At 37.6% G+C, this 22,685-nt stretch carries 19 protein-coding genes and 1 pseudogene; 9 read left to right on the top strand and 11 right to left on the bottom strand.

Translation table 11 applies throughout. The features are described from left to right. Positions 1 to 28: 28 nt before the first annotated feature. Together MHB65_RS02240 and dapA are read right to left on the bottom strand one after the other, a co-directional pair. Positions 29 to 1,513, bottom strand: coding sequence for an aldehyde dehydrogenase (locus MHB65_RS02240; RefSeq protein WP_342442360.1), 1,485 nt, complete (start codon positions 1,511 to 1,513; stop codon positions 29 to 31). 16 nt (positions 1,514 to 1,529) lie between these two features. After that, the gene (gene dapA, locus MHB65_RS02235) at positions 1,530 to 2,396 is read right to left on the bottom strand and encodes a 4-hydroxy-tetrahydrodipicolinate synthase (RefSeq protein ID WP_342442359.1); all 867 of its coding nucleotides are present in this window, start codon (positions 2,394 to 2,396) and stop codon (positions 1,530 to 1,532) included. Positions 2,397 to 2,965: 569 nt separating this feature from the next. Between dapA and MHB65_RS02230 the strand changes: the two genes are divergently transcribed. Then, complete coding sequence (locus MHB65_RS02230) at positions 2,966 to 3,511, top strand: XRE family transcriptional regulator (RefSeq protein WP_342442358.1); 546 nt, start codon at positions 2,966 to 2,968, stop codon at positions 3,509 to 3,511. Positions 3,512 to 3,846: 335 nt separating this feature from the next. On the opposite strand, the gene MHB65_RS02225 is transcribed toward MHB65_RS02230, so the two are convergent. The 7 genes from MHB65_RS02225 to MHB65_RS02195 all read right to left on the bottom strand — a co-directional run bounded on the left by MHB65_RS02225 (position 3,847) and on the right by MHB65_RS02195 (position 13,250). Continuing rightward, complete coding sequence (locus MHB65_RS02225) at positions 3,847 to 4,917, bottom strand: glycosyltransferase family 2 protein (RefSeq protein WP_342442357.1); 1,071 nt, start codon at positions 4,915 to 4,917, stop codon at positions 3,847 to 3,849. A 563-nt stretch (positions 4,918 to 5,480) separates the two neighbouring features. Continuing rightward, entirely contained in the window at positions 5,481 to 6,335 is an 855-nt protein-coding gene (locus tag MHB65_RS02220; protein ID WP_342443689.1) for an IS3 family transposase, read from the bottom strand. Continuing rightward, the gene (locus MHB65_RS02215; protein ID WP_342442356.1) at positions 6,320 to 6,826 is read right to left on the bottom strand and encodes a helix-turn-helix domain-containing protein; all 507 of its coding nucleotides are present in this window, start codon (positions 6,824 to 6,826) and stop codon (positions 6,320 to 6,322) included. The genes MHB65_RS02220 and MHB65_RS02215 overlap by 16 nt, the downstream gene beginning before the upstream one ends. A gap of 262 nt (positions 6,827 to 7,088) precedes the next feature. Then, entirely contained in the window at positions 7,089 to 7,841 is a 753-nt protein-coding gene (locus tag MHB65_RS02210) for a hypothetical protein (RefSeq protein ID WP_342442355.1), read from the bottom strand. 1 nt (position 7,842) lies between these two features. Next, positions 7,843 to 11,625 carry an AAA domain-containing protein gene (locus MHB65_RS02205; protein ID WP_342442354.1) on the bottom strand — a complete coding sequence of 1,261 codons (3,783 nt, stop codon included), beginning with the start codon at positions 11,623 to 11,625 and terminating at the stop codon, positions 7,843 to 7,845. Positions 11,626 to 11,737: 112 nt separating this feature from the next. Further along, positions 11,738 to 12,292 carry an NADPH-dependent FMN reductase gene (locus tag MHB65_RS02200; RefSeq protein WP_205446685.1) on the bottom strand — a complete coding sequence of 185 codons (555 nt, stop codon included), beginning with the start codon at positions 12,290 to 12,292 and terminating at the stop codon, positions 11,738 to 11,740. A gap of 115 nt (positions 12,293 to 12,407) precedes the next feature. Next, the gene (locus tag MHB65_RS02195; protein WP_342442353.1) at positions 12,408 to 13,250 is read right to left on the bottom strand and encodes an oxidoreductase; all 843 of its coding nucleotides are present in this window, start codon (positions 13,248 to 13,250) and stop codon (positions 12,408 to 12,410) included. A gap of 403 nt (positions 13,251 to 13,653) precedes the next feature. Between MHB65_RS02195 and MHB65_RS02190 the strand changes: the two genes are divergently transcribed. The 5 genes from MHB65_RS02190 (at position 13,654) to MHB65_RS02170 (ending at position 18,010) form a co-directional block, all read left to right on the top strand. Continuing rightward, a complete protein-coding gene (locus MHB65_RS02190) occupies positions 13,654 to 14,700 on the top strand; it encodes a CMP-N-acetylneuraminic acid synthetase (RefSeq protein ID WP_205446683.1) in 1,047 nt (348 codons plus the stop codon). Between the two features lie 192 nt (positions 14,701 to 14,892). Then, on the top strand, positions 14,893 to 15,078 hold the full coding sequence (locus MHB65_RS02185) for an SE1832 family protein (protein WP_004225556.1): 186 nt from the start codon (positions 14,893 to 14,895) through the stop codon (positions 15,076 to 15,078). Positions 15,079 to 15,112: 34 nt separating this feature from the next. Continuing rightward, positions 15,113 to 16,684 carry an ABC-F family ATP-binding cassette domain-containing protein gene (locus MHB65_RS02180; RefSeq protein ID WP_342442352.1) on the top strand — a complete coding sequence of 524 codons (1,572 nt, stop codon included), beginning with the start codon at positions 15,113 to 15,115 and terminating at the stop codon, positions 16,682 to 16,684. 451 nt (positions 16,685 to 17,135) lie between these two features. After that, the gene (gene spx / locus MHB65_RS02175; protein WP_004225558.1) at positions 17,136 to 17,540 is read left to right on the top strand and encodes a transcriptional regulator Spx; all 405 of its coding nucleotides are present in this window, start codon (positions 17,136 to 17,138) and stop codon (positions 17,538 to 17,540) included. A gap of 23 nt (positions 17,541 to 17,563) precedes the next feature. Then, entirely contained in the window at positions 17,564 to 18,010 is a 447-nt protein-coding gene (locus tag MHB65_RS02170; RefSeq protein ID WP_342442351.1) for a MarR family transcriptional regulator, read from the top strand. Between the two features lie 640 nt (positions 18,011 to 18,650). Here MHB65_RS02170 and MHB65_RS02165 read toward each other — a convergent pair. Further along, a complete protein-coding gene (locus MHB65_RS02165; RefSeq protein ID WP_205446680.1) occupies positions 18,651 to 19,199 on the bottom strand; it encodes an RNA polymerase sigma factor in 549 nt (182 codons plus the stop codon). Positions 19,200 to 19,502: 303 nt separating this feature from the next. Then, positions 19,503 to 20,633 (bottom strand): LuxR C-terminal-related transcriptional regulator, encoded by a 1,131-nt coding sequence (locus MHB65_RS02160; protein WP_342442350.1) that lies wholly within the window; start codon positions 20,631 to 20,633, stop codon positions 19,503 to 19,505. Between the two features lie 191 nt (positions 20,634 to 20,824). On the opposite strand from MHB65_RS02160, the gene MHB65_RS02155 reads away from it, so the two are divergent. The 3 genes and pseudogenes from MHB65_RS02155 to MHB65_RS02145 all read left to right on the top strand — a co-directional run. Beyond that, on the top strand, positions 20,825 to 21,580 hold the full coding sequence (locus MHB65_RS02155) for a glucose 1-dehydrogenase (RefSeq protein ID WP_342442349.1): 756 nt from the start codon (positions 20,825 to 20,827) through the stop codon (positions 21,578 to 21,580). Positions 21,581 to 21,600: 20 nt separating this feature from the next. Continuing rightward, positions 21,601 to 22,344, top strand: coding sequence for a glucose 1-dehydrogenase (locus MHB65_RS02150; protein ID WP_342442348.1), 744 nt, complete (start codon positions 21,601 to 21,603; stop codon positions 22,342 to 22,344). A 15-nt stretch (positions 22,345 to 22,359) separates the two neighbouring features. Beyond that, positions 22,360 to 22,521: pseudogene (locus tag MHB65_RS02145) on the top strand (thioredoxin reductase); the annotation flags it as partial. Between the last annotated feature and the right edge of the window lie 164 nt (positions 22,522 to 22,685).

The raw sequence follows: 22,685 nt of genomic DNA, 5'->3' as shown, positions 1-22,685 counted from the left end.
ACTCCCCCATAAAAGCTGATTCAAATTATTATGAATGAACGTACCAAATTACTTTTGTTTGCACATATTGCTCAAGTGCTTCCAAGCCATTATCTTTACCACCAAAACCTGATTGTTTGAAACCACCAAACGGGGTGGTGATATCGCCCTCGCTAAAGCCATTTACAGAAACAGTTCCTGCTTTTATAGCACGTGCCACGCGCATCGTTCGCTGTACGTTTTGGCTATAAAAAGATGCAGCTAGACCATAGGAAGTATTATTAGCAAGTGCAATGGCCTCTTCTTCCGTTTCAAACGTACTAACTGCTAAAATCGGACCAAAAACTTCATGTTGGAATAAGGTCATGTTGGCGGTTACATTATCAAAAATAGTTGGTTCAATGTACCAACCACTGCCCATATCACAGTGAATATTACCACCAGTAACTAAACGACCACCTTCTTGAATAGTAATGTCGAAGAATGATTTTACTTTATCAAAGTGCGCTTCTTCAATCATAGGACCAATGGCGACCGACTCATCCATTGGATTTCCAACTTTCCAGCTGGTTAAGCCAGCCTTTAATTTTTCTAATAATTCCTCTTTAATAGATTCATGTACAATCAATCTAGAACCACAGCTACAGTTTTCACTCATATTCCAGAAAGCTGCAGATAAAATATGTGGAACTGCCGCATCCAAATCTGCATCTTCAAACACCACTTGTGGGCTCTTACCACCGCACTCTAAAATGATTTCTTTAAGATTACTTTCGGCTGAATATTTTAAGAAATATCTACCCACTTCTGTTGAACCAGTGAACGAGACAACATCCACATCCATATGCCTTCCCAAAGGTTCACCTACTTTTTCTCCCAAACCACACACCAAGCTTAATGCTCCTTTAGGCACGCCCGCTTCATAAGCAAGTTCAATCATACGGAATGCGCTAAGTGACGTTAATTCGGCTGGCTTTACAATCACAGAATTACCTACTGCTAAAGCAGGTGCTACTTTCCAAGCAAACATTTGCGCCGGGAAGTTCCAAGGCAATACCGCACCAACTACGCCAATGGGCTCAGTGACAATCAAACCCAAAGCATCTTTACCTGTAGGAGCAACTTTGCCAAAGACTTTATCAATGGCTTCCGCATACCAATAAAATGTATCAATGGTTGCTGGTATATCAGTATTCAAACATTCCGTAATAGGTTTACCTGCATCTACGCAATCCAAGGCGGCCAATTCCTCACTGTGTTTTTCTAGTAATTGTGCCCAGCGAATCATTACTTTTTTTCGCTCACTCGGGGATAACTTACTCCAAGTACCTGTTTCAAATGTTTCTCTAGCTACCTTGACAGCAGCCTCTACATCCTGTGCATTGCCATCGGCTATATAGCCAATTATGCTGTTGTCAATCGGGGTGCGATTTTCTATTTTACAGTCTGCGCTCGAAAAACCATCAATTAAGTTACCAGCCCAAAGTTTCCCTTCTTTTGCAAGGGTAAAGATTTGTTCTTTTGATACGGTCATTTATCTTTCCTCCAATTTATTTATTAAAGAATGCCAAAAACCCTTTTTTTTCCTCTTCTGACAAATCAGATAAAGGTAGGCGCACTGTACCTACGTTCATTTCACCTTTCAGGCAACCTAATTTAGCTTTTTGGTTGTAGTTACCAGATTCCATAGAGTGAATAGCAGGATAGATCTCCCTCATGATTTGTCGTGCTTTATCCCAGTCCCCAGCTATGGCAGCATTGAACATGGCTACTTGATCTTCAGGGAACACATTACCTGCTCCAGCAATCCAACTTCTCGCACCCCAAAAGAAAAAGTCTATTGGTTGATCGTCACAACCACAAATCACTTCAAAATTCTCAAATGGAGTTTGTAGCAAACGTAGTGCACGGCTAAAATCACCACTACTCTCTTTAATAGCAACAATATTCTGATTTTTAGCCAAATGCACCACCGTTTCATATTCAATTTCAATGCCAATACGAGCAGGAAAATTGTACATGATAATAGGTAAATCAGTTGCTGCTGCCACCGTTTCGTAATGAGCAATCAAACCACCTTGGTCAGGTAAACTATAAGGTGTGGGTGATAACATTAAACCTTCATACCCTAAATCTTTAGCTTGTTTGGCACGGTTAACTGCCCCTTCAGTTGATAAATCATTAATACCTGCAATTAACGTTATGCGACCTTTAGCAACTTCTGACACCGTTCTTAAAACAGTTTCACGTTCCGCTTCATTCAAGGCGTAATATTCACCAGTTGTACCACACACCACTAAACCATTAACACCTTTGTCAATAAATGTGTTTGTCAATTGCTTTAAAGTTTCTACATCTAGACTTAGATCCTGTTTAAATGGAGTCACTATCGGAACCAAAATACCATGAAAATTCATCTTCATTCTCCTTTATTATTTGATAGAATACTTGATTCAATAAAAACAATATTGAAGTACAGCTTCAATTATTGAAGATAATAGCACACCGAATTTTCTGTGTAAACTAAATTTTCGGAATATTTTTAAATATAATCTTCTTTTATTTAGATATTACGCATAATTGTTTAAGTGACACTTAAACTTGAATGAACACTATTTTTTGATGAGATAGATTGCTCTACAGACGATTGTTTGTAACCGTTCTGAAATTAAAGCTTTTGTGTTATCCTTATCAACGTGGCTCCTTCTATTTGGTGAAATAAGTAGATGAACGACCAATGCAATATAAGAAATCGTGATAAAATAACTACTATTGTACGGTTACTTTGGGGGCTAGATGTTCGCGAAGAACGGAGTTTATTGTGGCTAGTCAAATCACAAAATAATAAAATAACCCTTAACATACAACTATGAAAAAATATTTACCTAACTTTTATTTCCATAGTGAGATTACATCTTGAATTTCACTACATAAACTTTCCTACAATAGTAAATAGGACTAATATCTGTAACAGGAGTGGAGAAAAGTGACTGACATAATTGGAGCAAAAATAAAATGTTTACGAAAAGAACGGAAGTTAACATTAAAACAAATTGCTGATCAAACAAATCTTTCAATTAGCTTTTTATCCCAGGTTGAACGATCAAAATCATCCATAACGCTCGAATCATTGAAAAAAATTTCTGAAGCACTTGGTGTCAATCCAAGCTATTTTTTTTCAGAGTCTGATGAGAAGATTGCACCGACAGTTATGCGTAATATTATTAGTAAAACGAACACCATGCATAACCAATTTTTTTATAGAGATTTAGCAGGGAACATTGAAAATCCACTCTTTAATCCCATCTTAGTATTGTTGAATCCAGGTGCAAATCGAGAGGATTCTTATTCACATTCAGGCCAAGAATTTCTTTACGTTTTGGAAGGAACACTAACCATCGTTATTGACAAAGAGGAACATGATTTACATCCTTATGATTGTATTTTCTTAGATTCAACCACCCCTCATAATTGGATAAATAAAACAGATTCAATTGTAAAGTTCCTTTGTATTTCTAGTATTCCAGTATAATGTTTTAACAGGCTCATAATACACTTTAATTGCATGAAAAAATACTCACAGCGCATTGCACACTGTGAGTATTTTTCAAGAATACAGCTAATAGCAGACAGTTATCAACGGGCAAATTCACATTTAGAGTGAATTTGCTCTTTCATTATGCATACTCATCCCTTCAAAACATATCTTGAATTGACTGAACATTCTATAAGGGAGGTTTTTAATGGACGCGAAAACTTTTAGACCACGCAATGTGATTTTTATGACGGTCGTTGTAGGTGTCTCTGTGTTAATTGGCCAAGCTATTTATGTCTTGTTTATTGATGTACCTTTCCCATAAGAAAGATTTATATCTTTAATTGACTAAGTAAATATTTTTCATTATTAATTATTTCCTGATGATGCGGTTTCCATTTTTGTGCCTCTAGATTATGCTGATAGGCATTTTCAAATAACCGTAACTCCCTATATAGCAGACTTAATTGTAAATGAGGAATCCATGTTGAATAAGCCCGCTTTTGGATAGTCATTGTGTCGACAGGAGCTTGTTGCAAGGCTTGAGAGTACCAGTAAATAGCCTCTTTATGTTTTAATTGCTCCATAAAAAATTGGCCCATTCGGCAACATGCTTCTGGCTTTGGTCGATCATATAGGAAGGATTGCAGAATAGCTTGCTGTGCTTGTTGATCATCATGTAAACGTCGATAGCATTCCCCTACATGTAAACAAGCCTCAATGCGATCATCTGTAGTGCCTAAGTTGCTATCCAAAAATAGATGGTATTGATTAATAGCTTCTAGGTAACGTTGATGTAATTTTAGTTCATTCGCATAATGAAATGTTTCTCTTGCTGAAAGAGATTGCCCATCCTTTATTAATCCCTCATAAATACGAATATTGCGATGAATATCTTGTGTTAACGGTAAATGGGTGACAGCGATATCACTATGATAGAACTGCCCGGACACCCTTAAATTTTCATGGACAGCACCCTCCCATTGAAAATGATTTGCCCTTTTTACTAGACGATACTTTCGTTCACTACACTCCACTTCTCCATCACAATCAAGCGTCAAATAATAATCCATTGTTACAGCATCAATAGAAGGATATAACGATTGCCTTAGTTGACTGAACTTGTGTTGATCTTCCTTTGTCATGGCATCATCAGCATCGAGCCATAAAATATAGTCTTTTGTTGCCTGCTGAAAGGAAAAGTTTCGTGCTTTAGCAAAATGATCGCACCAGGGAAAGTCATAAATGCGAGAGGTAAAATTTTGGACAATATCTTTCGTACGATCAGTTGAACCCGTATCAATGATGTTGATCTCATCTACTAGGTGCTGAACCGAATCTAAGCATCTTTCAATCGTACATTGTGCATTTCTAACAATCATACATAAACTAATCGTTAACATCTGTCCCCTCCTTAACAATGTTGTAATATGTGCTAATGCAGTATTTTATCGAAAAGTTTTTTCGATTATCACCTAACTTTGTAAATTTATCGTGTAAAACAAAAAAACGAACGCGACACACGTTCGTTTTTGCTTAGTGTTGAAAAACAAAACCATCAATAGAATTTTGGTAAAAGGTGAAAATGGATTTCCGTTGCAGGCTACTTGCTTTCCTGTGGGCGAGCGCCGAGCCGCTTCCTCCGCTACCGCTCCGTGTAGGGGCTCGCCTGTCTCGCTATCCCATGGGAGTCAAGTAGCCCTCCACTCCAACCCATAAATATTTAACTTTTTAGCAAAGGTTTTCAAATAAAGTGAAGGTGTTCAATACTCTTTAAGAAGAGGGTGTTGTCACGCATCACTTCTCCACATTGAAATGTATCCCCTCTAAGAATACAGATAATGGGTGATTTGATCGCTATGCTACTATGAAAAAAGTAAAGACACTTTGCAGAATAGTTGATTGGAGTGGAGCCAGCGTCACTCCTAGGGGATTTAGTGATCTGACCCCAAAAATATAAACTTTTTTACGAAGCTTTTCGATACTCAACGGGACTTTTTCCGTTGAGTTTTATTTTTATCCGTTCATGATTGTAGTAGTGGATATAGTCTACCAACGCTTTTTTGAATTCTTCATAGTTTCTAAACGTAGTTGTGTACAGAAATTCTGATTTCAGAATACCAAAAAAGCTTTCTATCACGGCATTATCTAAACAATTTCCTTTCCGTGACATACTTTGCTTGATTTCATGTGTTGCCAATAACGCTTTAAAACGTGATATTTGATATAACCATCCTTGATCAGAATGCATGATTAAGCCACTCTTTTTCGATAACTTTGTATACGTAAACGCCTTCTTAAAAGACTGTTGAACTAACTCAAAATTAGGTGATTTTGATACCTCATATCCAACGATCTCTCGATTGAATAAATCTAATACAGCAGATATATAGATTTTTTGACCGTTTATTTTAAACTCTGTGACATCGGTTACCCATTTCTGATTGGGTGCAGTGGCTTCAAAATCACGTTGGATGACATTCTCTGCGACATAGCCGACTGTTCCTTTATACGAACGGTATTTTTTAGGGCGTACCGTCCCTTTTAACCCCAATTCTTGCATCAATCGTTGGACCGTTTTATGGTTGATGAAAAACCCTTCATTTCGGAGGGCTAAACAAATACGACGATAGCCATAACGCCCCTTATGGTAATGAAAAAGCGTCTGAATTCGTTCTTTGATCGCCTGATATTTATCTGGTTTTACCCATTTTTGGAGATGATAATAATACGTACTTTTCTTAAGTTTCGCGACTTTTAATAGAGCTTGAAGAGGAAAATCCAACCTTAGCTCATAAACAGCTCTTACTTTTTCTTGGATGTGAAGGCATCCTTTTCTTGAACTAAGGCTTTCAACTTTTTTAAATAGGCGTTTTCCATCCGTAAATACTCAATTTCCGCTTTTAACTCTTCCGTTGTTTTTTCATTTAAATCGGACGAAGGTGGTTGTTTTTTTGGCATTGATTGGTGCTCCTTTTCTATTTGATAGAGCACCTCTCCAGCCTTTGACATCCATTGTTTTTTCCATCTCCGAATGGTTTCACGAGAAGGAATATTAAACTTCGCAGCAGTCTGAAGGAGCGAATCGCCCGTCTCTATCAGGTGTTGAATTACTTTTATTTTAAAAGAATCTTCGTAATTCGTGAACCCTTGAGGACGAATAATTCCTTCGATGCCATGATATCGATATAATTCAATCCATAATCGAATGTACTGTCGATCCCTCTTTAATCTATTGGCAATCTGATACGTACTTTCTTTTTCTTCAAAGTAAGCTAGAACTGCGGCTAATTTTTGTTCATCAGAAATCACTAACTGCACCCCCTATAGTAGATTTTTAAGTCCAATATTTTGGGTGCAGTTCATTAGCGTCACAGAGGAGACCCTGGAGCGAACGTAAGTGAGTGAAGCGGCTCATCGGACGCCCCCTGGAAAGGACGCTGGCGGAACGGAAATCAACCCATCACCTTTCAAACTTGCTTTTTCTGCCGTTGACATCATCATTTTGCAACAACATGAAAAAACGAACGCGACACACGTTCGTTTTTGTTCTAGTATTTGAACTCCTGCTAAATCAAGACAAATATTGCTCACGCCATGTTAACTGTTCTTTGTCTGCAAGCTGTTGCTCTAAACGATGATCCCATTGATTGAGCAATGTATTCCAAACTCGTACAAATAATATATCCTGCTCCTTATCATAAAGAACAAATTCTAAACATGGGCTATCATTAATTTGTTGCGCTTCTGTTTGAACAATTTTTGCGATGATTTTTTGCGAGTTACCTTCCTCTTCTTCATCCACTTCCTGTAATGCTGCTATCACCATGGACTCCTCAAACTGTTCCTGTTGTTCAGCCTCTTTGTCAATATAACGATAGAGCTCTGGCAGTTCATCATATTCATCATTATTCGTATCGACAGTAAGAAATGCTTGATGGCAAGGACTAAAGTAAAGCGTGGAGGTTTCTTCCTCTAGTTCTTCTTCAAAAATACCTCGTCCTAGCTGCTGCTGTCCTTTTTCAGTTAGCCTATAGAAGTCGTCTTCGTTCTTCACAAGATTTACTCGAAGCATTAAAGAAATCAAGTCTTCAATAAATAACGGATCCACAAGCAATAGCTCACTCAATTCCTGTGTGTTTCCAAAATCAGCCTCCTGAATACTAAGCAGAAGCATTGTCATTAAGACATCCATTGTCGAACGGCGAACTGGCTCATAGGTCACATCGACAGTCCGAATGGGGATACACCATTCAGCCATTTTGACAATCTTAATATTGCGATTTTGTTGAAGCTCACGCATTAGTCGTTGCTGTAATTTTGACACTCTACATCACCAATCCTTCATGATTACGCAAGCCATCGTAGGATTTTACTGTCTTTAATAAATTCGTATACATCTCTCTTGTCTCTTGATGTTTTGCACGTTTTGCAAACATATCGGCACTTCCTACAAGTAGAAGTAACTCTCTGGCACGAGAAAGAGCAACATTTAAACGACGGTAATCTCTGGCAAAGCCTATGTCTCCACCCTTAGGCGTATTCCGTACCATACTCACTAAAATGACATCCATTTCCATCCCTTGGAATTTATCGACAGTCCCTGTTCTAAATTGCAGATGTGGTAGCTGTAATTCTTGCTGAAGAAGGCGATTAATTTTCTTTACCTGCTCACCGTAGAAACTAATGACACCCACGCTTTTCTGAGCATCGTGTGGCATACGCCCTGCTTCTTTTGCCGCCTTCACTGCCTCATTGAGATCTAATAAGATACGGCGAATCGTTTGTAATTCCCCTTCGTTATAACGACTCGTTCCACCTTTTACCTGCTCCTCTAAATAAGGTTTCTCTGTTGGAATATCAATCCATAGTAAATGGTCTTCACGTTTTACAAATTGACCCTCTAAGCCATGATCCCTTGCTGCATCTGAATCTGGCAAGCCACATTGCAAGCCATTTTCTTCTTTCGCATAAAATGGTGTGATACTTTGCATGATTTTCTCATGCATACGGTATTGTAATGCTAGCATTTGTTTATGTGTTGGAGGCAAGTTATTAAATAAACGCTCAAATAATGATTCACGCAACAGATTTTTTAATTCCTGTGCACCATCAAAGTTTGGATTTTCTTCTAGCATTGCCTTTAGTGTTTCTTCCAGCGTATCATCCCCCAGTAATGGTGGAAGCTGATGATGGTCACCTACTAAAATAACCTTTTTCCCCTTCAGCATTGGTAAGAGTAATTCTGGTGGTGTTGCCTTTGAAACTTCATCAATAATAACTACATCAAAGGTCGGATAGTTTTCCATAAACTCTTTACTGGCAGAAGCTACGCATGTTGTACCAATAACGTTCGCATGACGCACATACAATTTTCGAATTTCATCTAAATCATACTCTGTTGCGTTTTGTAGTTTTTCACGCCATTGTTCTTGTAGTTTTTGGCGAAGTGGTAGCTGTTTTTCCTGACGTTGTAATGCTTCGATTGCTTGGTTTGCAGTTTGAATAGCTTCCTTCACCTCTTCAGCCGTTCGTTCTGGCGTAGATTGTAAAAGCTTTGTATAAACTGTTAATTGCTTCTCTTTCTTTAATCCAGCTATATTAATGTCTTTTATCTGTTCTTCCATTTGCGTTAACTGTTGTTCTACTTCCTGTAAGTTCGTTTGGACAGTCTGTAGAGAGGCTTGTTTAGGAACGAGTTGTACTTTAGCCTGTTCCACTGCCTCAAGCTGCTTTTTCGCTTGTTGAAGGGACTCACAAGCTTGTGAGGCAAGAATCTTCAAATACTCGACAGATTCTTCTGGCTCCTCAGTAATCTGAAAGGCGTTTGCTAATTGTTGTAAACGCTCAGTATGCTGTAAAAATGGTTGGAGCTGTCGCTGGTAACTTTGCACATCAAAGCTAGTTATTGCACACTCCTGATGAATTAAAGTTACTAGATTTTTACGAAAAGATTCATATTCCTGATCTTTATGCTCTTGTTGTTGCTTTAGTGCTATTCCCTTTTGCCAAACAAAATCACGTCGCATATATAGCCCCAGTAAATAACTTTCGATAACATCATTTGCTGGTGCTTGACCATCTTGAAACGTCGTGTTTAGCTGAGCGAATACCCCTGTAAGGTTTTGCAACGAAAATGATTGGACGGGCTGTAATCTACTTTTAGCAAGGGCACGTTCCTTCACTTCATGTGTAACTAAAGCCTCTAGCTTGGCAGTCGCTTTTTGTAAGCGAGCATTAATCGTTGACCATGCCTCTAAATCCTTTGCATCCTCCAAATGCTGCAAGCGCCCTATTTGCTGCGAAAGTACATGAGAGGGGCGAATTTGATAATGTTGTAAAAAACGCTGGATAAGCTCAAAAGAAGTTAAGGTGTATATATACTTTTGTGCTTCCTTCATGATGACTAGACGATTACTTTCGATGTCATATTTCTGCTGTATCTCTTCAAATTGCTGTGTTAACTGGTGCTTTTGCTCTTGCAGTTCTTTATATTGAGCAGCAGCCTCTAATTGTTCCACCTTTTCTGAAGTTTCCTGAATCGCATGCTGTAGTTGCTCGACTGAAGGGTATTCAGCAAGTGTCTGTTCAAGCTGCTGTACAATCGGCTCAATTTGAGCAAGCTGTTTCTCATAATGCTCTTTTTGTGCTTCACATGTTTGTTGCTCTGTTTTAGCAGCCTTCAATTCTTTTTTTAATGCTTGAATCTCCTGCTGTAAAATAGGTTCTTCAATAGCTGCCTGCTCTTTTGCGGCTATATCCTGTGTTAATTGCTCTAGCCATTGCTCTAATTTCGCTAGCTCATCTTTTGCTTTTACAAGATTTGCTTCTAGTTCTTGCTGACGTTCTGGAAATATTGTAATTGCTTCTTCAATCGCAGCAAGTGTCTGCTCACGCCACTGAAGCGCAACATTTTCCTCTATAAATTTTTTACCCTCTTCCTCAATACTTTCCGTTCTACCATAGCGTAAAATTCGTATTTTTTGATTGGACAACAAACGTCCTAATGCATTATCCACTGCTAAATTCGACTGTGAGGCAACAAGTGTTTTTAAGCCTGCTTTAACATTTTGCTGACAAATCTCTGAAATAACAGTCGTTTTCCCCGTACCAGGTGGACCTTGAATGACATATAAATCCTCAACAGATAATGCGCCTAAAACGGCTCGCCGCTGGTATTCATTTAAATTATTGTGAAACTCAATATCTTCCTGTATCTTGGATGTGCGAACTGTCGGACGTCGCTCAAACAGTATTGTTTCTAAATTAGGGTTTACTGCCTCACCCTTTTCTAGCTTTGTAAAACCATTACGTAGTCGTCGAATTTGGCTTAATGTTGCAAAATTACTAAAGCTTGCTTGTTTTGAACGAAGGTTCAGCTGATCCTTGCGAGCCAAGTCCTGTATGAAAGGTTTTAAATCAATTTCAACCGTTTGCTTTCCTGCATTCGCCTTTAAAACCTGTCCTATTTCGCCACGAACTCCTTGAATGTTTACACTTAAACCCTCTAGCTTTTTCCACTCTTTACTCTTTATGTAGGGGCATACAATGGTTAAGCGTGTGAAGTCTTCATTGAAATAGCTTTGCTTAAATTCTGTATGAATATCATCAATTGTTGCATCTCGTTCTTGAATTTTTAGATAGCCTTCCCAGCTGGCTATACGTTTTTTTACATACTCTGTACGTTCTTCTGCTATCGGTAGCTGTCTTATTTTCGTATGAAGCTCAAGTGGAATACCTGCTCCATTATTAGGCTTTGTCACAAATTGCAATGCGGCTGCTAAGCGACGATTTGTGTTGATAGGTCCACGCATATGGACAAATCGAATATTGGTTGCCAGCAATCCTTCCACCTTCAACACACAATCCATAATGACCGTTTTCTCAGCAAGAATATCGTTTAATTTATCATTGTCCTCCGCATTAAAATAGATGGATAAAAAGGTTTCACCAACTGTTTTTGCTTTTCGTTTTTCAATATAGACAGTAAAAGATCTTTGTAACGCAAAAAAGGCATGCTCGTTTGCTGAGCATTCCTCTACCGCTTCCTTCGCCTTGTTGGTCAAAATAAGATTACAGCGTTGTTTTTCTAGTAAAGCGATGTCCTGCATGAGCAGCCCTCCTTCCTGAGTCACTAAAGTTTTATTTTATCACATCCTAAAACAATACTTACAAAGAAAAATCCCCTGCACAGTGATTTCTTACCACCGTACAAGGGCTATCTTAATGTTGATCAATCGTTTCCTTCGGCAAGTTCTTGCTCATTTCACAATATTGAACAAATACACGAGCTAATTCACGTAAACGATTATGAACATCTTCATCGACAATGTTATTATCGGCATCAAAATGTGATGTATGTGTATATACATAATTTGGCGTAACAAGGGCTCTGAAGTAGTCTAAAATAGGTTTTAGTTGATTTTCGACTACAAGATGATGCTGGTATGTGCCGCCATTTGCAACAATGGATACGGGCTTATAGCGCATCGTTTTAGGGTGTAAGAAGTCAAAAGCATTTTTCAAAACACCTGGAATGGACGCTTGGAAAATAGGCGTTGCAATAATGTAAGCGTCTGCTTCCTCGAATTGTTGAATCATTTTTTTCATATCATCATTTAATGGTGAACCATCCACAATTTGATGCTTATATTGACTAAAATGCATCATTTCTAACTCGAAACTAGCATCTAATTCTTTAATATATTGCTCCACTTGCTCTAAAATAACACCAGTTTTACGACCAAACATAGTGCCATCAACGAGTAAAATTTTCATCTTTACTTTGCCTCCACATTCATCTTCTACAATAATATTGTAACAAATGAAAAGTGGCTCGGAAAGGATTGTATGACAATCGATATAAATTCAGTCTTTAGACGGAACGACAAAATTAATCCCTAAATTCATTATCCTGATCACGATGTCGGAAATGGACTTCCTTATCAATGACCGTTTCTTCAAGCTTATATTTATCTCGATTAATAACAACATCGCGATTTACTTTCTCACCTTCATTCAGCTTATCCCAATTAAATAATATCTCTCTTGAAACGTCCTCTTCTGGTACTTCAGGATACTCTAATGTTGCCAACTCATCTGATGGATAAATAGTGACTGGCTGTTGTTTACCGTATAGGGCAATGATAATCATAGCCTTTGCTACTTGTGTGGCTTCAATTGCTCTAGAGCGTTTTAAAGGTCCAATTAATAAAGGCTGTGCAAGCTTTAATAATTTTTCTCCCGCCTTTTCCCCTAAACGAAATTCATCACGATTCCCTACTAAGAGTGAAGGTCGAATAATGGAAAGTCTTTGTAAACCTAGTTCCTCTAAATCACGCTCAAGTTTTCCTTTAACCCGATTATAGTAAAATGGAGAACTCTCATTGGCTCCCATTGCCGTAATCACAAGAAAATGAGGGATTCCCCGTTTTTTTGCTAAAGAAGCAATTGCTAATGGGTATTCAAAATCTACCTTTTCAAACATATCACGAGAGCCTGCCTTTTTGATGGTTGTACCTAAGCAACAATACAACTCATGAGCAAATCCAATATCGTTTTCTTCTATTCTATCAAAATCACGAATTTTCACTTCTAACTTTGGATGCGTAAAAGTTAGCTTTCTTCGTGCAATTACTGTTACTGAAATATACTCATCATTTTCACATAATTGTTCAACCAGAGCAGAGCCAGTTAAACCAGTCGCCCCTACAACAATCGCTGCACGCATACTCATTTTTCTCCCGTCCTTCTACATATTGATAGTGTATCAATTACGTCTCAGTCTAAAAGCATCCAGATTTTTTCGAGCTTGCTCTACAAGCTCTCCTTCCAAATCCGTGATATCCTGCGTAGGCTTTATCTTGACACATTAGATGATAAATAAAGTAAACAATCATCTCTCCTCTTTTTGCAGAGGAATTTTTCTGAATCAAGATAAAGACTTTCAAGTTTGTATGTATCTTTCCTACAATTGACCTTACTATCTATATCGACCATTTTTTGATGATTAAAACAGATTAAAGATAGCTATTTTAGAAGATTCTTCTAGATGCATTCATTATCAAATCCTAAATTTTACACATACTTGCTCTTTCTTCGCCATAATTTAAAGAGACAGAGGAAAGGATGGGATACATTTGCAAAAAGAAACACACGCAATTGAACCAAAAAAAACGATTGTTTTCATTATTGAAAGCTGTATTGATAAAGGGCTGTATCCTTTTGAACGGGTTTCAACATTAGCTAAGCTACTTACGAATGAGAAGGTTTTTATATTTGTAAAGACTCCTTCGAATGACGGAATCCAAATTTTAATGAATGAAGGAATTTCTCCTATTTTATTTGATCACTTTAACGAATTGCCTAAGCAAATCAAAGGACTTCAACCTGATTTAATTGTTAGAGATGGGCGGAATTCTGAAGGCTGGCAAGTAGAGGATTTACGACCTTTCTGCAAAACAATTATTCACTTTGATGATTTTGGTGAAGGTGGCCAAGCCTGTGATTGTGTATTACTAGCACTCTATCAAGAAGTGAAAGATTATTTACCATCGCATTATCTGGGTGGAAGCTTTGTTTTTGCCCTACCAGAAGCCTACCAACAATTTGATGACGTTCCTGATAGTAAAACACCTGAAAACCCGCCTCATATCGTCGTTGCTTTTGAGGATGGGGACGAGCATAATTTAACGTATCGAACACTTCGACACTTAACTCAACTACAAATACCACTACAAATTACAGTTATGATCGACGACAGCTATCGCCATGCAACGGATGACTTACAAATGATGGTGCTTAGTCGTCGCAATACTGCCATTCTTCGAGATAAAAATGCACTCCTCAAACTACTACCTAAAGCAGATGTCATTATTTGTAATGCTAACTATACGCCTTATAAAATTGCCTCTTACGGAGTGCCATGCATTACACTTGCACAAACTGAAGCTGAGCTTTTACATGCTTTCCCTCGGGAGCACAACGGCTTTATTCATCTAGGGCTTGGCCGTAAAATGAAGCAATCACAAATCCAAAATGCTGTTATGGAGTTTCTTTTACATGAAGCTCGCAGTGAACGAGCAGTGAGAAAACAGCGACAACTCAATCTTGCTAGTAATAATGAAACACTTCAAGCATTACTCTTAGATTTTGCTTATGACCGTCATAATATCGCTTCTACTTAGTGCTACTTCGAAGATGATTATGATACAATATATAAGAATTTTTCACTCCAACTCCTCTTATAGAAGTTGGGACATAAGTAAATTCAACCAGTACCCGATTGATTTTAATGAATAAGCGGTGGGGGATTAGCAAAACCTCCATCGCTTTTACACGCATTCACTATAAAAATATTCTCAAAAGGAGCAGTCATTATGCCAACAAAAAGTGATATTGAATACCAAATTAGAGAGTTAAAAATGGACTATATGAATTTACAAGGTGATATAGAAAAATTGGAGTCTACTGGGCATAACGATCAGGTAGCAAAAGCAGAGCAACGTCTTGCAAATATGGAAGCTCAATTGGCTGAACTTAACAAGCAGCTTGCAGAACTATAAAATGTAAACAAGAAAGACAGTTGGAGGAACAGACATGGCAATATTAACAGTAGAAAATTTAGGTCATTCTTTCGGTGATCGTACACTCTTTAAAGATGTATCGTTTCGATTAGTGGAAGGTGATCATATTGGGCTTGTAGGAGCTAATGGTGTAGGTAAATCTACATTAATGGGTATCATTACAGGTCAAACGATCCACGATACAGGAAAAGTTGAATGGCTTCCTGGTACACACTATGGTTATCTAGACCAACATACAGTACTGACGGCTGGTAGAACAATGCGTGAAGTGTTACGCGATGCCTTTTTACCATTATATAAAAAAGAAGAAGAACTGAATGAAATTACAGGCAAGATGGCAGACGCAACGCCAGAAGAATTAGAAGTACTATTAGAACAAATGGCAGAAGTGCAGGATGCATTAGATGCAGGAGATTTTTATTCACTAGATATGAAAATTGAAGAGGTGGCACGTGGACTTGGCCTGGATGCCATTGGTTTAGAGCGTGATGTAGCTGCACTTTCTGGTGGACAGCGCACAAAGGTGTTACTCGCTAAGCTTTTATTAGAAAAACCAAAAGTACTTTTACTAGATGAGCCTACAAACTATCTTGATGAGGAACATATTACTTGGCTGAAAATCTATTTAAAGAACTATCCATATGCTTTCCTTCTAATTTCACATGATACAGAATTTATGAACGAAACAGTGGATGTCATCTTCCAACTGGAATTTTCAAAATTAACTCGTTATACTGCAACATACGAAAAATTCCTAGAACTTGCTGAAATCAATAAACGCCAGCATATTGAAGCCTATGAAAAGCAACAGGATTTCATCAAGAAACAAGAAGATTTTATTGCCAAAAACAAGGCACGTTACTCCACTACCGGTCGTGCAAAATCTCGTGCTAAGCAGCTTGATCGTTTAGAGCGAATTGATCGCCCAGAAACAGCTGTAAAACCAGAATTCGGTTTTAAAGAAGCACGTTCATCTAGCCGCTATGTTGTGGAGGCTGAAAACTTAGTCATTGGTTACGATAAAGACAAGCCATTGCTTCCCCCACTATCCTTTGCTATTGAACGAGGAGAGAAAATTGCTTTAGTCGGTATGAACGGTGTGGGTAAATCCACTTTATTAAAAACAATGTTAGGTAAAATTAATGCGCTTGGTGGGAAAGTAATTCGAGGTGACTACCTGTATCCTTCTTACTTTGAACAGGAAGTAAAAGCAGAGAAAATCACACCGATTGATGATGTTTGGAATGCCTTCCCTTCTATGGAACAAGCCCAAGTACGTGCAGCTTTAGCAAGAGCTGGTCTAAAAACTGACCATATTACACGTCCGCTTAATTCATTATCTGGTGGCGAGCAAGCTAAAGTTCGTTTATGTAAATTAATGATGGAGGAAGCGAACTGGCTTCTATTCGACGAACCGACAAACCATTTAGATGTAGATGCAAAAAATGAATTAAAACGTGCCATGAAAGAATTTAAAGGTACCATTGTGCTAGTAAGTCACGAACCAGATTTCTATGAAGGACTCGCAACAAAAGTCTGGAATGTTCAAGATTGGTTTACATCTGGACAACAAAGCCAAGACTAATTATTTCAAGGGCAGCTCCAACATGTTATGGGGCTGCTCTTTTAATTTTTTTAAAATTTCGATGTATAATTATCCTCATTTAAACATACTATAATCAGTGGACTAACAATTTCACTCCTGCTTCCAACTAACGCTCTCCTAAGAGATAAACTCAGAATTCTAGTAGTCCCTATTAACTCATCATGAATTTTTATAGCTTAAAAAAGTCATCTCCTGTGATATCAGCAGTGTTAACATAAACTTACATCATTGTAAGCTGAATAAACGAAACTTTTTATGCTTATCTTCGTATATTTTAATATAACTGAAAAAATATTAATTCGATTGAGAAATTTTTTCAATTAACTATTGATTTATATATAGCTTACTAGTAAGATATATATATAAACTATTAACTTACTAATAAGCTATTTGTAAAATATAATCTAAAAAAGAAAGCGAGGAATGAAGAATGACAGTTACAATTTACTCACAAGCGAGCTGTTCTTCATCCAGAAAAGCACTTAAATGGTTAAAAGATCACAACATAGAATATAAAGAAAAACGTATTACATCTCACCCACTTACACTTGCAGAATTCAAAGAAATTCTAAGCATGACTGAAGATGGCACAGATGAAATCATTGCAACAAACTCAAATGACTTTAAAAACTTAAATATCGACATCGACCAACTTTCTATTCAAGAGCTATTTGCCATTATTCAAGCACACCCAAGAATGTTGCGTAGCCCTATTATAATAGATGAAAAACGTATTCAAGTTGGTTACAATGAGATGGACATCCGTCGTTTTATCCCACGTAAAGTACGTGCTTACGAATTAAATGCGATGACAAGATTGGCACAAGAAAGTTAAAACAGTTTTGGAGATGACCTTCTATGGATCAAGAAAAACAAAAAGCCATTACCTCGTTGTTTGAAGTCGTTTCATCTATTGAGCGTAAGTGGGCAAACGAGTGGAATAATCATAATGTACTCGGCTTTTCAAAATCCCATATTTTAATTTTAGACTACTTATCGCAGGAGGGCCCAAAACGCCCTTCTGCTATTGCTGAGCGGTTAAAAGTAACTACTGGTGGTGTCACTGTTTTAACAACGAAGCTGATTAATGCTGGCTTTATTGAAAAAACACAGCATGCCACAGACCGCCGAGCTTCTCAACTAATCATTACTGCTGACGGTGAAACCATATTAAAAGAATCTCGTCAACAAGTGAGTGAAATCATTAATAATATGTTTGGTATGCTTACAGCAGAGGAACTGCAAACCTTACGAACTATTTTTTCTAAATGTTTACTGGATGTTGAGACAAATCGGTCAGAATAAAGGGCATAAAATAAGAAGATGATGTCAACGGCAGAAAAAGCAACTTTGCAAGGAGAGGGGTTGATTTCCGTTCCGCCAGCATCCTTTCCAGGGGGCGTCCGAGGAGCCGCTTCACTCACTTACGTTCGCTCCAGGGTCTCCTCTGTGACGCTCAATCCCCTAGGAGTGACGCTGGCTCCACTCCAATCAACCATTCTGCAAAGTGTCTTTACTTTTTTTCATAGCAGCATAGCGATCAAATCGCCCATTAACTGTATTCTTAGAGGGGATGAGCTCTTATTTTCAATGTGGAGAAGTGAAGCGTGATAACACCCCTCTATAAAGAGTAGTAAACACTTTCACTTTATTTGAAAACCTTTGCTAAAAAGTCAGTGGGTTGAAGTGGAAGGCTACTTGACTCCCGTGGGATAGTGAGACAGGCAAAACTCTAAACGGAGCGGTAGCGGAGGAAGCAATTCGGCGCTCGCCCACAGGAAAGCAAGTAGCCTGCAACGGAAATCCATTTCTACCTTTCAATTGACTGTTTTGTTTTTCAATACGAAGAAGATGCATTTGCAATTATTTGCGAATGCATCTTTTTTAGATTAGTCGACCGAATACTTCCGTCTAAGTACTGTGATGTGCGACCAATCTGCTTTCATTACGCTGGTAGCACAGATTCCACAATAGCTGTATCTGACATGAGCATTTCTTTTAATCGAGCCTTTGCACGGAATAAACGAGATTTCACAGTACCAATGGAAACTTTCATAATTGTAGAGATTTCTGCCAGTGAATATTGGTCTATGTAGAAATACCATAAAGTCTTTCTATAAATGGCATCTAATTGCTCCATTTTATCCTGCACTAGTTTTGTCACAATATCCTTTTCAATTTTTTCTTCTGTAGAAATTTCATTATTGGGAACCAAATCTAGAATCGGTACGTCTAATGTTTCAGGTTGGTTCATCATATATTTGCTACGTCGCACCTTTTTACGATAGCGATCTCTAAATGTATTCATTGTAATAGTTGTCAGCCAAGCTTTAATATGCTCTACTTCGGCAACGCTATCTTCATAGCGTACAACCTTCACCCAGACTTCTTGCATTAAATCTTCAGCTTCTATATTATTGCGAGTTAGTTTTAAACATAAGTGATATATATAACGATTGTATTCCTCGTATACGCCTTCTAATTTTTCATTCATTGTGTATGCCTCCGCTTCTTGTTCTTGCTTCTATACACATTCTCGCAAAATAATGTATTACACTCTATCGCATTGGCTTTCAATTTCATTACAATCGTGTAAGCTTAATCACTTTCACTTGTAATATTCGTAAAAATTGTTTTACTACTATACTGCTTTCCCTCCAAAAAAGCTTTTGATGACAATAGTTACCTATTATTCAAACTATATTTTCAATAATATTTATTATCAGAATATTATTTAGTCATTTATTGGCATTTGAAGAATCAAAAAATGCACTCCTAGTAGAAGTGCATTGGTTTGTTAGCTTAGCAGCCCTAGACGAAAAGCTGAGGCAACGACCTGTGTTCGATTCTTTGCTTTGAGCTTTGTCATCAGACTACTTACATAATCCCTGACCGTATGCTCGCTTAAAAATAATAAACTGGCAATTTTTTTATTATCATACCCTTCGGCAAGCAGACCAAGTATCATCGATTCCCTTTCAGTTAAATGAAGCTCTGTATTCTTTTCTACCTTCTCGCCCTTACGTGATAAAAATAGACCTAAACGCTTCCCTACTTCTTCAAGGAGTGATAATTCTTCCTTTGTACAATCAAACACCTCACCTAGCTGATCAAATGTTAGCCATCCAAATAATTGGTCTTGTCTCATAATAGGAATAAATATAATCGAGGATAAATTAAATAATTGAATATGCTCCTCTTTCACATAGTTTTTAGGGTTTTTTAAATAAATGGGTTTTCTTGAACTAAGTATCGTGTTTTCCCCAGTCAACTCCCCTTTCATGCTTTGCACCTTAGGTAGTTCTGCCCCAATAACTCCATAAAATTGATTGGTCCATGGAACATAAGCATAAAATACGCATCTTCTATAACTAAAATACTCCTCACACTTTTTTAAAATACGGGCTAAATCTTGATAGCCTGAGGAACTAATTAGCAATTTATCAAGCCTATCTAATAGCTGCAGATGCCTAAATTCCTGATTTTCTGTAGTTATGTTACTAGTTTGATTCTCTCTCTCACAGTCATCGTAAAGAAATACAAGAAATGTAAATATCGATAATACATACATTAAGATGGCGTTCGTTCGACTACTCTTCTGTTGAATCATAAAAGTAATCAATGCTTTCTCAAATATTAATTGAAATAGATTAAAGCTCTTCCTATCAATAATGGACAACTGTGATTGAAGCCATGTGTTAAAAAAATACTTATCATCATTATTTAATTCATCGATGTTTGCATGTGTCATTAAACGCAAAAACGAATCCAGTATCATTGCTGCTCTTTTTCGATCTGCCTCAGCTATAGAAGGTTCTAGATTAAGGTAAATATTCGTATTCTCTTCAATTTGCTTATGATGGATTTTAATAAATAATACAAACTCTTGAAGTGTTACTTCTTCAATCGACTGAAATGGATGCGCCATAGGAAATTCTTCTCCTTCACACTAAAATACCCCTATAAATGGAGGATATTCACTCACTATATTATACAGCATCTTATAGGATAGTATTTCAAATTGAAAAGAGTAAGATGAAAGTATCGCTAAACAATGCGAATACTTTTGAATCCTAAGGTAACCATATAACCAGAAATAATGAAAGGTGCGTGCTTGAAATGAGACTAGAAAATAAAGTAGCCATTATTACAGGTGGAGGTACAGGAATCGGGAAAGAAACTGCACTATTATTTGCTAAAGAAGGAGCAAAAATAGTTATTACTGATATAAATGAACAATCTGGTAACGATACAGTCCGTGATATCCAAGCTATTGGCGGTGAGGCATTATTTATCCGTCACGATGTTAGTAATGAAGAAGATTGGAAAAAGGTTGCAGATGAATCAATAAAAACATTTAACAAAGTGGATATTCTTTTCAATAATGCAGGTATCTATATCATAAAACCACTTGCGGAAATCGAACTTGCTGACTGGAACCGCTTAATGTCTATCAATGTAACAGGTGTGTTCCTAGGTATGAAACATATTATGCCACTTATGGCTAAACAGCATAATGGTTCTGTTATTAATGCTTCTTCTATTGCAGGCTTAACAGGTGCTGCTGGTCACGTCTTATACGGAGCGAGTAAAGGGGCTGTCCGCATTATGACAAAGGATGCTGCTATGGAATATGCTCCATATGGTGTACGTGTCAACTCCATCCATCCTGGCTATATTGATACAGGTATGGCAGACTATGCGTCAGCCGCAACTGGAAGCTCAAAAGATGAATTAGGCAAAAACTTATTCCCATTAGGACGTTTAGGCTCTGTTAAGGAAGTGGCGCAAACAGTATTATTTTTAGCTTCTGATGAGTCTTCCTTCTCAACAGGAGCAGAATTCGTCATTGATGGCGGAGCAACAGCAAAATAACAATAAAGGTGGTCATTTATATGAAACTAAAAGATAAAGTAGCAATTGTTACTGGTGGGGCTAGTGGGATTGGTGAAGCCACAGTTCGTCTCTTTGTAGAAGAAGGCGCTAAAGTCGTTATTGCCGATTTTTCTGATCGTGGACAAAGCGTCTCTGAAGAATTAAATAACAATGGTTTTGATACACTCTTCGTGAAAACAGATGTAACAAGCGAAGCAGACATTCAAAACATGATAAAGGAAACCGTTACTAAATACGGTAAACTTGATATTATGTATGCAAATGCTGGCGTGGCTGATGATGCACCCGCACACGAGCTCTCTTTTGAAAAATGGAAAAGAACAATTGATATTAATTTATCAGGTGTATTTCTTTCTGATAAATATGCCATTGAACAATTCCTTGCTCAAGGTACAGGTGGCGTCATCGTCAACGCTGGTTCTATTCATAGTTTTGTTGCCTTACCAAATCCTACAGCCTACTCATCTGCAAAAGGTGGCGTAAAATTATTAACGCAAAACCTATGTACAGCTTATGCTAAACAAGGCATTCGTGTAAATGCGGTTTGTCCTGGCTATATCGATACTCCTCTACTGGCTGAAGTAGATGCTCAAAAGAAAGAATATTTAGCATCCCTTCACCCACAAGGTCGACTTGGTAAACCAGAAGAAATCGCTAAAGCCGTTCTCTTCTTAGCTAGCGACGATGCAAGCTTTGTCAATGGTACAACGCTACTTGTTGATGGCGGTTATACTGCTCACTAATGAGACTTTGAATAGGTTCGCCTGATAGCTGGTGCATTTAATGATGCCATTCTAGCCGTTAATAGTGCGAAGCTATATTTAGATCCTACCGAAGTCGATATGGCTGGTGTATCCTCTCACAATGACCGCTTCGCTGAAAAAAATGAGGAAATTATTAAACGACATATGGCTAAGTAAATAGAAACATCTTGCATAACTGCACTTCAAATTATTGGAGAAAATCTAATAATTTGAATGCAGTTTATTTTTTTAAATAAATTTTTCACTTCTACGATACAAGCATCTATTTGAGAATCATTATCATTGATTGTATTATCGTAATATAAACTATTGAAAGAAGT

It is taken from the genome of Lysinibacillus sp. FSL K6-0075 (assembly GCF_038592945.1).
Classification (GTDB): Bacteria; Bacillota; Bacilli; order Bacillales_A; family Planococcaceae; genus Lysinibacillus; species Lysinibacillus fusiformis_F.
This window is presented reverse-complemented; position numbering and strand designations above follow the sequence as displayed.